The 12,105-nt window shown below is 69.7% G+C and carries 10 protein-coding genes and 2 tRNA genes; 6 read left to right on the forward strand and 6 right to left on the reverse strand.

Annotation, left to right across the window (positions count from 1 at the left end):
- Window positions 1-27 precede the first annotated feature (27 nt).
- Window positions 28-1,173: a DUF2336 domain-containing protein gene (locus tag ASD59_RS12745; protein WP_055832260.1), complete on the reverse strand. Its 1,146-nt coding sequence runs from the start codon at window positions 1,171-1,173 to the stop codon at window positions 28-30.
- 135 nt (window positions 1,174-1,308) lie between these two features.
- Between ASD59_RS12745 and ASD59_RS12750 the strand changes: the two genes are divergently transcribed.
- The 4 genes from ASD59_RS12750 (at window position 1,309) to ASD59_RS12765 (ending at window position 7,336) form a co-directional block, all read left to right on the forward strand.
- Window positions 1,309-2,073, forward strand: coding sequence for a class II aldolase/adducin family protein (locus ASD59_RS12750; RefSeq protein WP_055832262.1), 765 nt, complete (start codon window positions 1,309-1,311; stop codon window positions 2,071-2,073).
- Window positions 2,070-2,849 (forward strand): hypothetical protein, encoded by a 780-nt coding sequence (locus ASD59_RS12755; protein WP_235561822.1) that lies wholly within the window; start codon window positions 2,070-2,072, stop codon window positions 2,847-2,849. Before ASD59_RS12750 ends, ASD59_RS12755 begins: the two co-directional genes overlap by 4 nt.
- Before the next feature lie 123 nt (window positions 2,850-2,972).
- Window positions 2,973-4,112 carry an efflux RND transporter periplasmic adaptor subunit gene (locus tag ASD59_RS12760; protein ID WP_055832264.1) on the forward strand — a complete coding sequence of 380 codons (1,140 nt, stop codon included), beginning with the start codon at window positions 2,973-2,975 and terminating at the stop codon, window positions 4,110-4,112.
- Window positions 4,112-7,336 carry an efflux RND transporter permease subunit gene (locus ASD59_RS12765; RefSeq protein WP_055832265.1) on the forward strand — a complete coding sequence of 1,075 codons (3,225 nt, stop codon included), beginning with the start codon at window positions 4,112-4,114 and terminating at the stop codon, window positions 7,334-7,336. The genes ASD59_RS12760 and ASD59_RS12765 overlap by 1 nt, the downstream gene beginning before the upstream one ends.
- Here the strand turns inward: ASD59_RS12765 and ASD59_RS12770 are convergent, their stop codons facing one another.
- Window positions 7,337-7,816 carry a c-type cytochrome gene (locus ASD59_RS12770; RefSeq protein WP_055832267.1) on the reverse strand — a complete coding sequence of 160 codons (480 nt, stop codon included), beginning with the start codon at window positions 7,814-7,816 and terminating at the stop codon, window positions 7,337-7,339. It lies immediately after the preceding gene.
- A 147-nt stretch (window positions 7,817-7,963) separates the two neighbouring features.
- Between ASD59_RS12770 and ASD59_RS12775 the strand changes: the two genes are divergently transcribed.
- Both ASD59_RS12775 and feoB read left to right on the forward strand, forming a co-directional pair.
- Window positions 7,964-8,272 (forward strand): FeoA family protein, encoded by a 309-nt coding sequence (locus ASD59_RS12775; protein WP_055832333.1) that lies wholly within the window; start codon window positions 7,964-7,966, stop codon window positions 8,270-8,272.
- Window positions 8,272-10,143 carry a ferrous iron transporter B gene (feoB, locus tag ASD59_RS12780; RefSeq protein ID WP_055832269.1) on the forward strand — a complete coding sequence of 624 codons (1,872 nt, stop codon included), beginning with the start codon at window positions 8,272-8,274 and terminating at the stop codon, window positions 10,141-10,143. Before ASD59_RS12775 ends, feoB begins: the two co-directional genes overlap by 1 nt.
- Window positions 10,144-10,153: 10 nt before the next feature.
- Here the strand turns inward: feoB and ASD59_RS12785 are convergent.
- The 4 genes from ASD59_RS12785 to ASD59_RS12800 all read right to left on the reverse strand — a co-directional run bounded on the left by ASD59_RS12785 (window position 10,154) and on the right by ASD59_RS12800 (window position 12,053).
- Window positions 10,154-10,229: transfer RNA gene (locus ASD59_RS12785), tRNA-Thr, on the reverse strand.
- A gap of 111 nt (window positions 10,230-10,340) precedes the next feature.
- Window positions 10,341-10,430: transfer RNA gene (locus ASD59_RS12790), tRNA-Ser, on the reverse strand.
- Between the two features lie 85 nt (window positions 10,431-10,515).
- Window positions 10,516-11,457, reverse strand: a complete 942-nt coding sequence (locus ASD59_RS12795; RefSeq protein WP_055832271.1) for an NUDIX hydrolase — start codon at window positions 11,455-11,457, stop codon at window positions 10,516-10,518.
- 2 nt (window positions 11,458-11,459) lie between these two features.
- Window positions 11,460-12,053: a YfbR-like 5'-deoxynucleotidase gene (locus tag ASD59_RS12800; protein WP_055832274.1), complete on the reverse strand. Its 594-nt coding sequence runs from the start codon at window positions 12,051-12,053 to the stop codon at window positions 11,460-11,462.
- Window positions 12,054-12,105 lie beyond the last annotated feature (52 nt).

Genomic DNA, 12,105 nt, shown 5'->3' on the forward strand with positions numbered 1-12,105 from the left:
CCACGCAAGCCGAGCCGGCCGGCGAAGTCAAACGGCGGCTTTGAGTGCGCGGTGACTATCGGCGACCAGCACGCGGAACGCGCGTGCCGCGGAGTTGGCGGACAGGGCGCCGCGCAGCCAGACCGCGTCGCCCCTGTCGCCCGGCAGGGACTGGTTGAGCTTGCGCAACTCGGCCAGCAGGGTCGGGAACACGGCGCGGTCGATGCCGACGGCCGCGCATGCGTAGTAGAGGGCTTCCGGCGTCGGGGCGATCAGCGCCCCGCGGATATCCCCGGCCGCGAAACCGCCCAGGGCGGCCAGGCCATGGACGAACAGGCTCAAACGCTTCTCGCGGACGGCGCGGATGAGGAAGCCGGCCCGCAACTGTCCCGCGGACTGCAATTTGTCGATCAGCCGCCGTTCCATCTCGTCCCGGTCGGGATCGTCCTGCGGGAGGACGTCGTCCGCGCGCGCGTGGCGGATCACGCCTTCGACAGCGTCGTAGACCGCGGCGCCCAGCGCCTTTTCATCGACATTGAAGCGGGCGGAGATCGACTGCCGCAGCGCCGTGCCGACCCAATGGTACATCTGCTCCGCCAGCTCCTCGGTCAGGCGCGGATGGCGCGTCAGCGGCGCCCGGAGGGCGGCGATACGGCGCGAATGGTCGACCAGCCGGCGAATGCCGTCGGCGCTCAGCTCGGCCGTCCGGTTGGTGGCCAAGGCGGTCAGCACCGCCGGCTCGCCGCGCTCGATCACCGCGTCCGCGACCCGCCCGCTGATCTGCGGACGGCGCGCGATCGCGATCTTGTGCTCCAGCGACGACTCGATCATCACGCGCAGCAGGTCGTCGTCCTGCAGAATGGGACTTGCCGCGAGAATGGGGCGGGCGATTTCTATCTCGTCCAGCGCGAGGACGTTCACCAGCGCCGCGGGCGCCCAGTCGGCATGCGCCAGCTTCTCGGACAGGACCTTGCGCACCTCCCGCTCGGCCTGGCGAGCGAGGGTCAGGAAGATTTCACCCAGAACGGGCGAGAGTTCGCCCGAGGGCGGACTGGCGTCGCACAGGGCCACGACGCCCAGCAGAAGTCGTTGCCGCGCATCCGGAGTGCTGTTGCGAGCCAGGTTCAGTAGCTCGCTGGCCCGAGGAAGGGCGGCCTCGGAGCGGACGGGGGGGACCAGTTGAACGAGGACCACGGACGTCTCCGATGAACCGACGGGATTCGACGTGACCCATCCTGGGACGACGGGGCTAAGAGGCGGTTAACGGAAGCTGAATCTTGACGTCGGCGTCGCCCGGCGCGAGCGTGCGCCACCACAGGGAAAGCGATCATGGCCGACGGCGCGACAGCAACGCTCAAGTCGAGGGTGTCAGAGGCGGAGTGGAACGCCCGCGTCGAGCTGGCGGCGCTTTACCGGCTCGTCGCCCTGCACGGCTGGGACGACATGATATTCACACACATCTCGGCGCGCGTCCCCGGGCCCGAGCGCCATTTCCTGATCAACCCGTATGGCTGGTATTTCGAGGAGATGACCGCCTCGTCACTGGTGAAGGTCGATCTGGACGGGAACATCGTTCAGGAGACGACCAGCTTCATCAATCCGGCCGGCTTCACCATCCACTCCGCCATCCATGCGGCGCGGGAGGACGCGCATTTCGTCATCCATCTGCACACCGTGGCGGGCGTCGGCGTGGCGGCGCAGCAGGAGGGCCTCTTGCCGATCGGCCAGAACGCCTGCCTGCTGCAGCACCAGGTCGCCTATCACGGCTATGAGGGGCTGGCCCTGAACCTGGAGGAGCGTGAGCGGCTGGTGGCGGATCTCGGCGACAGGCCGCTGATGCTGCTGCGCAATCACGGCACCCTCGCGGTCGGCCAGACGGCGGCACAGGCCTGGATCGGCATGTTCTTCCTCGAGCGCGCGTGCGCCCAGCAGGTGGCGGCGCTGTCGGGCGGGCGGGAGCATGTGCTGTTCGCGCCCGATGCCGCCCAGGCCGAGACAAAGGAGCAGGGCAGGGGGATCGGCTTCGTCTCCGCCCTGGCCTGGCCCGGCGCGCTGCGGATGCTGGACCGGAAATCCCCGGGCTACGACGCTTGAGACCGGCCGGGGGGCTGCTGTTCGGACTGGCGGCTCTCGCGTGCGCGGGGACCGCCGAGGCGGGCCCCTGGACCCAGCCCGGTGGGCAAGGGCAGGTGATCGTCAAATACGAGGATATGCGAGCCGACCGCGGCTTCGACATGGACGGCTCCCTCGCCGACCTGCCGGCCGAACGCCGCGACTCGGCCTTCAGCCTGTTCGCCGAATACGGCGTCACGGACCGGTTGACGGTACAGTTCAAGGGCGACTGGCAATCGGGCGAGGACGCCTTCATCGACTATGAAGGCCGCGGTCCGCTCGAGATCGGCGTCACCTGGCAGGCCTGGCGCGACGACCGCGCCGCCGTCAGCCTCTACGCGGGCTATGCGGACGGCGGCGAGGGTCGAAACGCCGGCTACGCCGCCCCGGGGCAGGGCGACAGCGACTGGGAGCTGCGGGCCTCGGTCGGGCGGTCGTTCGGCGGATCGGGCGGGCGCTGGGGTTCCAGCGGCGGGTTTGTCGAACTGCAGGCCGCCCGCCGCATGCGTCAGGGGCTGCCGGACGAGACCCGGGTCGACGCCACGGCCGGCGCGCATTTCGGTGACGACTGGATGGTGCTGGCCCAGGCCTATGGGGGACAGGCCGACGACGCCGGCCCCCGCTGGCTGTCGGTCGAGGCCTCGGTGGTCCGCGATCTGGGCGACTGGAGTCTGCAGGCCGGATGGCGTCAGGCGATCGCCGGCCGCGAGACGCCCGAAAGCGGTGGACCGGTCATCGCCCTGTGGCGCCGGTTCTGACCGCGACATTCCGGCGCGGCTCGCGGCGACGGAAACGCAAACAGCAGCCGTTACAGGGACTCTAGTTGCGTCGACGGCGTCAGCCGCTAAGTCGGCTCGTCCCATCGCCAGAGAGCCCTCCGCGTGATCAAACGCCACTTCTTCCTCGCCGCCGCCGCCGTCCTGCTGGGCCTGATGGTCGTGGCGGTCATCCTGCGCATGGCCTTCGCCGGCGACGAGAAGGCGGGCGGGGGTCCCGGCGGCCGGGGCGGGCCCGGTGGCGGGCGCGGACAGACGGTGTCCGAGGCGGTGGTCGGCGCGCGCTCCTTCACCGACGAAATCCGGGTCCTGGGCGTGGCGCGCGGCCGCCGGTCGGTCAACATCACCTCCTCCACCAGCGAACTGATCACCCGCGTCCTTTTCACCGACGGCCAGAGGGTCGCGGCGGGCGCGCCCCTCGTCGAACTGCAGGCGCGCGAAGAGGACGCCGGCATCATCGAGGCTCGGGCCCAGGTGGCCCAGGCCCAGCGGCAGTACGACCGCTACAAGGCTCTGGCCGACCGCGGCATCGCCCCGCGCGTGACGGCCGAGGACGCCGAAACATCGCTGGCCACGGCCCGGGCCTCGCTGAACGCCGCCCAGGCGCGCCGCGGCGACCGGCTGATCCGGGCGCCGTTCGCCGGTGTCCTGGGTCTCAGCTCTGTCACGGCGGGCACGCTGGTCAATCCGGGCGGGATCATCACGACACTGGACGACATCGATGTCGTCCGCGTCGATTTCCCGGTGCCGGAGCGGTACCTGGGCGTGCTGCGGGCCGGGACGCCGATCACGGCGACGATCGACGCCTATGCCAACCAGGTCTTCACTGGACGCATCGCCCTGATCGACACCCGCATCAACGAACAGACCCGCGCCGTCACGGCCCGGGCCGAAATTCCCAATCCCGGCGGACGCATCCGTCCCGGCATGGCGGTCCGGGTCGCCGTCCAGCAAGGCCAGCGCACCGCGCCGGCGGCGCCCGAGGCGGCCGTGCAGTACGAAGGCGACGGGGCCTTCGTCTATCGCATCGCCAAAGGCGACAAGGGCTCGACCGCCCAGCGGGTCGAGGTCGAGACGGGCTCGGTCGAAGGCGGATTCGTGGAGATCGTGTCCGGGCTGAACGTCGGTGATCGGATCGTCGGCTCGGGGCTGAATCGCATCCAGCCGGGCGCGCCGGTCAGCGTCGCCGGCCAGGGCGGACGTCGTCCGGCCGGCGCCGCTTCCGCAAGGGGCGCCGCCCGATGATGCTGTCCGATCTCGCCGTCCGCCGCCCGGTCTTCGCGGCGGTGGCCGCCATCGTGCTGTGCGTGATCGGGGCCGCGGCCTTCTTCTTCCTGCCGGTACGCGAGCTGCCGGATGTGGACCCGCCCATCGTCTCGGTCAGCACCAGCTACGCCGGCGCCTCCGCGGAGGTGATCGAAAGCCGGATCACCGAGCCCATCGAGCAGCAGATCGCCGGCATCCAGGGCGTGGAGCGGATTAACTCGTCCAGCCGCGACGGTCGATCCAACGTCTCGATCGAGTTCTCGCTGGACCGCAATATCGACGACGCAGCCAATGATGTGCGCGACCGGGTGTCGCGTGTCGTCGGGCGCCTGCCGGATCAGGCCCAGCCGCCCGAGGTGTCCAAGGCCGACACCGACAGCCAGCCCATCATGATCCTGTTCCTTCGCTCCACGACCATGAATCGACTGGAGCTGACGGACTATGCCGACCGCTATCTGATCGACCGCCTGGCGACCGTGCCGGGGGTGGCCCAGGTCCAGATCTACGGCGAGCAGCGCTATGCCATGCGCATCTGGCTGGACGCCGCCGCCCTGGCCGCGCGGGGTCTGACCGTCAACGATGTCGAAACGGCCCTCACGACCCAGAACGTCGAACTGCCGGCGGGCCAGCTGGAGTCTGGCCAGAAGGATTACACCGTCCGCGTCGCCCGCACCTACGCCCGCGCCGAGGACTTCCGCCAGCTGCCCATCGGCACGCGCGGCTCCGGCGGCGCCGCGACCGCCCAGACCGGCGCGGCCTCGAGCGCGACGGCCCTGCCCAGCGGCGCTTCGGGCGCCATCCAGGGCCAGTCCGCCTATGTCACCCGACTGGGCGACATCGCCCGCATCGAGGAGGCTCCGGCCGAAGATCGCCGCCTGTTCCGCGGCAATGGACAGGACCAGATCGGTCTGGCCGTCACCCGTCAGGCCCAGTCCAACGACCTGGCCATCTCCAGGGGCGTCGAGGAGATGCTGGAGCAGGTCCGCCCCAGCCTGCCGCAGGGCGCCGAACTGGTCGTCGGCTCCGACAACTCGGTCTTCACCTCGCACGCCATCGACGAGGTCTGGATCACCATCGGCATTTCGCTGGCGCTCGTGGCGCTGGTGAACTTCATATTTCTGGGCAGCATGCGGGCGGCCTTCATTCCGTCGATCGTGGCGCCGATCTGTCTGCTGTCGACCTTCATCGTCCTGGCCCCGCTGGGCTTCTCCCTGAACCTTCTGACCTTGCTGGCGCTGGTGTTGGCCATCGGCCTGGTGGTGGACGACGCCATCGTCGTGACCGAGAACATCCAGCGCCGCCTGGACCATGGCGAGCCGCCGCTGGTGGCCGCCGAACGGGGCACGCGGCAGGTGTTCTTCGCCGTCGTGGCGACGACCATCGTTCTGCTGGCCGTGTTCGCGCCGCTGCTGTTCCTGCCGGGCTATGTCGGGCGGCTGTTCGTGGAGCTGGCCGCGGCGATCGCGGCGGCCGTGGCCTTCTCGGCCTTCCTGGCCCTGACATTGTCGCCCATGCTGGCCTCGCGCATTCTGAAGCCGGCTTCGGGCGGAGGCTGGCTGGCGCGAAAGGTCGATCGCGCCATGGAGGCGCTGCGGAATTCCTACCAGAATTCGCTTCAGGCCTTGCTGGGCAAGCGGATTGCGGTCGTCGGCGTGGCGGTCCTGGTTCTCGGGGTGGCCGGCGGCGCGGCGGCCATGTTCTTCGCCCTGCCCAACGAACTGGTTCCGGCGGAAGACCGCGGCCGCGTGCAGATCCGGGTCCAGGGGCCCGAGGGCGCCGGCTTCGACTACACCCGCAGGATCATGATGGGGATCGAGCCCATCCTCGCCGAATACAAGGCCAGCGGCGAGGCGGACAGCTATCTGATTTCCGCCCCCGGCTTCGGCGGCGGCAGTTTCAACTCGGGTAACGGCAGCCTGATCCTCAGCGACTGGTCGGAACGCGACCGGGCCGCCGACGAGATCGCCCAGGAACTGAATGGCAAGCTGCGCGGCCAGACCGACGCCCAGGTCAACGCCTCGGTTCCCGGCGCCTTCCAGCGCGGCGGCGGCAACTCCAACTCGATCGAAATGGTCGTCACGGGCGCCGAATACGAGGACATCTACAACTGGCTTCAGCCCGTCCTGGCGGCGTCGCTGGACAATCCCGGCTTCTCGCGGCCGCGTCTGAACTATGAGCCCAACGCGCCGCGCCTGCTGGTCGACGTCGACCCGGAAAAGGCGGCCGCGCTCGGCGTGTCGTCCCAGGCGGTCGGCCGCACGCTGGAGACCATGTTCGGCTCACGCCGGGCCACCACCTATCTGCGCGGTGGGCAGGAATACGACGTCATCCTGCAGACCCAGAGGGACGACCGGCGCAGCGTGGGCGATCTGGAAGCCCTGTATGTCGCCACCGGCTCGGGGCAACTGGTGCCACTGTCCGCCGTGGTCACGACCCAGACGTCGGGCGATACGCCGGACCGGCGGCGGCTGGACCGTCAGCGGGCCATTTCGATCTCCGCCGACCTCAACCCCGGCACGACCCTGGCCGACGCCACGGAATTCATGACCCGGGTGTCGCGCGAACAGCCGCAGGGCGTCGTCACCACCCAGTGGGGCGGCGCCGCGCGCGACCAGCAGGAGGCGGGCGGCGCGGTCGCGGCGGCCTTCGGCCTGGCCCTGCTGCTGGTCTTCCTGGTGCTTGCGGCGCAGTTCGAAAGCTGGATCACGCCGGCGGTCATCATGCTGACCGTGCCCCTGGCCGCGGCCGGCGGCCTGTTCGGCCTGATGATGGCGGGCTCGAGCCTGAACATCTACTCGCAGATCGGTCTGATCATCCTGATCGGCGTGGCGGCCAAGAACGGCATCCTGATCGTCGAATTCGCCAACCAGCTGCGCGATCAGGGCCGGTCGATCCATGACGCGATCATCGAATCCTCGACCCTGCGCCTGCGGCCCATCATCATGACCTCGATCGCCACGGCCTTCGGCGCCCTGCCGCTGGTGCTGTGGCAGGGCGCGGGCGCGGGCAGTCGACAGACCATCGGCGTGGTCATCTTCGCCGGCGCGATGTTCGCGACCCTGCTGACCCTGTTCGTGGTCCCGGTGATCTACGGCGTGCTGGCGCGCTTCACCAAATCGCCCGAATACACCGCCCGCAAGATCGAGGAATGGGAAGCCACCGAGGCCACCGCCAACGACGCCGTGCCGGCCGCGGCGGAGTAGTCAGGCAGCCGGTGGCGTGTAGCCGGTCTCGACCTTCAGATACGCGATCACGTCCCGACGGTCGGTCGCGTCGGGTATGCCCGGGAAGCTCATCTTGGTTCCGCGCAGGAAGGTGCGCGGATTTTCCAGCCAGTGATCCAGACGCTCGGCGTCCCAGACGAAACCGGCGTTCCTCACCGCGGTGGAATAGTTGTATTTCGGCTGACTCCCCGCAGGCCGCCCGAAAACGCCGTACAGATTCGGGCCCGTCATGTTCGGTCCGCCCTCGGCGACGGTGTGGCATGAGCGGCAGCGGGCGAAGACGCGGCGGCCATTCTCCAGATCGGCCTGATGATAGGGCGCGGGCAGGGCGGCCAGCAGGGCCGCCTTTTCCGCCGCCGTCGGCGCGGGGTGTGCCGGGGCCTTCGCCGGGCTTGTTTCCTCCTCGCCGCAACCGGCAAGGGCGAGCGTGGCGAGCGCGGTCAGAACGAGGCGGGTCATGGGGGTTTCCGGTGACATCCGCCCTTGATAGCCGAACCTCGACGCCCGGCAACCGGTGCGGCGTTACGTCGGACTGGACGACAGCCAGTCGCACCTGATAATCACTGTCAACAGGCGCGGAAAGCCGCGGCCATGGTTGCGAGCGTGATGTCGGATATCCTCAAACTGAGTCAGGCCCGGCGAGGCGATCGCGGCGTGATTGTCCAGGTCGGCGGTCACGGCCCCGCGGACGAGCACGGTCTGGAGCTGGAGCGCCGGCTGCTCGAGCTTGGCTTCGTCGAAGGCGCGCGGGTCGAACTTTTGCACGAAGGCCTGTTCGGCCGTGATCCCATCGCGATGAAGGTGGACGACATGCGCGTGGCCCTCCGCCGGCACGAGGCCGCGAGCCTGACAGTCCGATTCGAAACGGTCGCCGTCACGGAAGCGGCCTTTCTTCCGGAAGAGGCCGCCGCCTGATGGATATGGCGGTACGGAGCGCGCGGGTCGCGCTCGTCGGCAATCCCAACAGCGGCAAGACCGCCCTGTTCAACGCCCTGACCGGAGCGCACCAGAAGGTCGCCAACTACGCCGGCGTCACCGTGGAGCGGAAGGAAGGACTGATCCGCGCGCCGGACGGCCGCGCCCTGTCTGTCCTCGACCTGCCGGGCACCTACTCCTTGCGCGCCCGCAGCCCCGACGAGGAGGTCACGCGCGATGCTGTCCTCGGCCGTCTGGCCGGCGAGACCCCGCCGGACGTGATCGTCTGCGTCGCCGACGCGACCAATCTGCGTCTTATCCTGCGCCTGGTGCTGGAGCTGAAGGCGGTCGGCCGCCCGATGGTGCTGGCGCTGAACATGTACGACATCGCCCAGCGTCAGGGCCTGCGAATCGACCTGGACCGGCTGTCCGCCGAGCTGGCTGTCCCGACCGTCACTACGGTCGCCACCCGCAAGCGCGGCGTCGACGAACTGATCGCCGCCGTCGCGGGGGTGGTGGACGCCGCGCCGCAGATCGCCGCCAACGCCTGGGCGGCGCCCGACGCGGACGCCCTGCGCTGCGCGGCGCGCGAGGCCGAGCGGATCATGAAGGCCTGCGTCCGTCCGCCCGAACGGCCGGACACCCTGACCGGCCGGATCGACTCGGTCCTGCTGCATCCGGTCGGCGGCCTCGTGATCCTGCTCGCCTTGCTGTTCGTCATGTTCCAGGCCGTCTTCGCCTGGGCCACGCCGTTGATGGACGGCATCGAGGGTGCGCTGGCGGCGCTGGGCGCCGTGGTCGCGACGGCGATCCCTGACGGGATCTGGCAGAGCCTGATCGTCGACGGCCTGATCTCGGGCGTCGGCAGTGTTCTGGTCTTCCTGCCGCAGATCCTGATCCTGTTCCTGTTCATCATCCTGCTCGAAGATTTCGGCTACATGGCCCGGGCGGCCTTCCTGATGGACCGGATCATGGGAGGAGCGGGCCTGCACGGCCGCGCCTTCATCCCCCTGCTCTCCAGTTTCGCCTGCGCCATTCCGGGCATCATGGCGGCGCGGGTGATCGACTCGAAGCGCGACCGCCTGACCACCATCATGGTCGCACCCCTGATGACCTGTTCGGCGCGCATCCCGGTCTACACGCTGATCATCGCCGCCTTCATCCCGAACCGGCAGGTCTGGGGCTTCGCCAGCCTGCAGGGACTGGTGATGTTCGGCCTGTACGCCTCGGGCATCATCAGCGCGCTCGCGGTCTCGTTCGTGATCCGGAAGGTGTTCTGGAGGGGGGCGGTCGAGCCCTTCATGATGGAGCTGCCGGCGTACAAGGTCCCCGACATGAAGAGCGTGCTGTTCAACCTGTGGATCCGGGCGCGCATCTTCCTGGAGCGGGCGGGGCGGATCATCCTGCCGCTGATGGTCGTGGTCTGGGCCCTGGCGACCTTCCCCTATCCGCCGGAGGGCGCGACGGGGCCGGCCATCGACTACAGCTTCGCCGGCATGATCGGCCACGCGCTGGAGCCGATCTTCGCGCCGATCGGCTTCAACTGGCAGATGGTCATCGCCCTTGTGCCCGGCATGGCCGCGCGGGAGGTCGCCGTGGCGGCCCTCGGCACCGTCTACGCCGTGGCCGATCCGGAGAGCGCCACCAGCCTGCTGGGCGCCACCCTGGCGGCGCAGTGGTCGCTGGCGACGGGTCTCGCCTTCCTCGCCTGGTATGTCTTCGCGCCCCAGTGCGTGGCCACCCTGGGCGTAGTCAAGCGCGAGCTGAACTCGTGGAAATGGATGTGGGTCATGGTGGCCTACATGTTCGGCCTGGCCTATCTGGCCGCCTTCGTCGTCTACCGGATCACGGTCGCCCTGGGCGGCGGCTGACCCGGGGCGATGGTGCCGGCTGCAGGAATCGAACCCGCGACATCCAGTTTACAAAACTGGCGCTCTACCAACTGAGCTAAGCCGGCCGCCGTCCCGACGGGCGGCCCTTATGCTGGCGCGGCATGAAGGACGTCAAGATACCGGATTCGGCCCCGGGGCGACCGGCCGCTCGAGCGGCGCGTTGCGATTGGGGCCGGTGGCGGAGAGGGTGGGATTCGAACCCACGGTGCCCGCAAAGGCACGCCGCATTTCGAGTGCGGTACATTCGACCACTCTGCCACCTCTCCGCGGGGCCGTAGGACGCTTGGTCGAGCGAGCGGCTTCTCTAATGGGGACCGGGCCGCGCCGCAAGCGGGCGGTTGAGAAATCGCGTCAGCGCTGCGCGGGCAGCGGCAGGCCGAGGGCCTCGCCGGTCGAAAGGTCGCCGTCGATGACGCGGAAAAGTTCGGCAGGGCGGCCGCCGGTCGCCGCGGAAAGGCGGCCCGTGGGCTCGACCAGGCCGGTGCGTTCGACGCCGCGGCGGAAGTTCTGCTTGTGCAGGGACAGGCCGGCGACGGCCTCGGCCGCGATCTGGAGCTCGGACAGGGTGAAGGCGGGGGGCATGAGGTCGAAGAGGACGGGGCGGTATTTCAGCTTGCTGCGCAGGCGGCCCAGGCCGGTGGCGAGGATCCGGCGGTGGTCCGAGGCCATGGCGCGGCCGGGGGCGCCGGGAAGGGGCGGGCGTTCCTGATCGCGGGCGGCCTCGGCGACCAGTCCGGCCTCGTAGAGCAGTTCGTAGCGGTCTAGGACCTGACCCTCGTTCCAGCGGTGGGCGGGGGTGGTGGCGAAGAGGGTTTCGATGCGGGCCAGGCGCCGGGGATCAGCCCCGGCCCAGGCGGTCAGCCCGGCGATAAGGGGGGCGACGCAGGCGGGCGCGCCGTCGCGGCGGTCTTCCCAGGGGAAGATTTCGAGCACGGGGGTCCAGCGGGCCTCGGCCTGGGGCGCGTCGGCGGCATCGGCGGTGAGGGCCAGATAGCCGACCGAGACCTCGCGGCGACGTTCGGGACCGGGGGTGGCGCGGGGGCTGGCCCGGCCCAGGTCGCCGAAGGTGTAGAGCTGTTCGACGAAGCCGAGGCTGAAGCCGGTCTGGGCGGTGACAAAGTCGCGCAGGGCCCGTTCGAAGGTGCGGTCACGGGCCGGGTCGAACGGGCCGAAGGGCAGGGCGGCGGCGCCGTCCTCGCCGGTGGTGGTCAGGACGCAGGCCTTGCGGTCGCGGAGCGCGATGACGACGGCCGAGAGGCCGATGCGGACGCCCTGTTCGTCCGGACCCGCCATGGCTATTCCGTATGCCAGGCGTCGGGGGCGGGGACGACGCCGGTGGCCTCGGCGAGGACGCGATAGCGTTCGAGGTAGCGTTGCTGGGCCACGGGGGCGGGCAGGGGGTCGATGACCAGGTCGTAGCCGGCCGGCGGGGCTCCGAACAGGGTCAGGCCCTCCTTCCTGCTGAAGCCCGCCAGCTGGGTGGCTTCGAAATAGGCGCAGGCGACGTCGGCCTTCTTGATCAGGGTCTTGATCTCGACCGGATTCTTCGGCGGGAGGCCGAAGCGGAGGTGGATGGCGCCCTCCAGCCGGGCCTCGAAGGCCTTGTAGTTGACGCCCAGCGCGGCCTTGAAGGGCGAGATCATGTCGCCGATGACGTATTCCGAGGCGTCATGGAGCAGGGCGGCGAGCCGCCATTTCGGTTCGAGGCCCGGCTTGATGTGGGCGGCGATCTCCTCGACGACGCAGGAGTGCTGGGCGACGGAGAAGGCGTGTTCGCCGACGGTCTGGCCGTTCCAGCGGGCGACGCGGGCCAGGCCGTGGGCGATGTCCTCGATCTCGATGTCGAAGGGCGAGGGGTCGAGCAGGTCAAGGCGGCGGCCGGACAGCATGCGCTGCCAGGCGCGCGGCGGTTTCGCGGAAGGGCGGGGCTTTACGGCCAAG

The sequence above is a fragment of the Brevundimonas sp. Root608 genome (assembly GCF_001427825.1).
Lineage (GTDB): Bacteria > Pseudomonadota > Alphaproteobacteria > Caulobacterales > Caulobacteraceae > Brevundimonas.

What these genes read in the sequence shown, in the direction of transcription:
- ASD59_RS12750 (WP_055832262.1), top strand. Translation starts at nt 1,309, where the DNA reads ATGGCCGACGGCGCGACAGCAACGCTCAAGTCGAGGGTGTCAGAGGCG.
- ASD59_RS12765 (WP_055832265.1), top strand. Translation starts at nt 4,112, where the DNA reads ATGCTGTCCGATCTCGCCGTCCGCCGCCCGGTCTTCGCGGCGGTGGCC.
- ASD59_RS12770 (WP_055832267.1), bottom strand. Translation starts at nt 7,816, where the DNA reads ATGACCCGCCTCGTTCTGACCGCGCTCGCCACGCTCGCCCTTGCCGGT.
- ASD59_RS12775 (WP_055832333.1), top strand. Translation starts at nt 7,964, where the DNA reads ATGTCGGATATCCTCAAACTGAGTCAGGCCCGGCGAGGCGATCGCGGC.
- feoB (WP_055832269.1), top strand. Translation starts at nt 8,272, where the DNA reads ATGGATATGGCGGTACGGAGCGCGCGGGTCGCGCTCGTCGGCAATCCC.
- ASD59_RS12795 (WP_055832271.1), bottom strand. Translation starts at nt 11,457, where the DNA reads ATGGCGGGTCCGGACGAACAGGGCGTCCGCATCGGCCTCTCGGCCGTC.
- ASD59_RS12800 (WP_055832274.1), bottom strand. Translation starts at nt 12,053, where the DNA reads ATGCTGTCCGGCCGCCGCCTTGACCTGCTCGACCCCTCGCCCTTCGAC.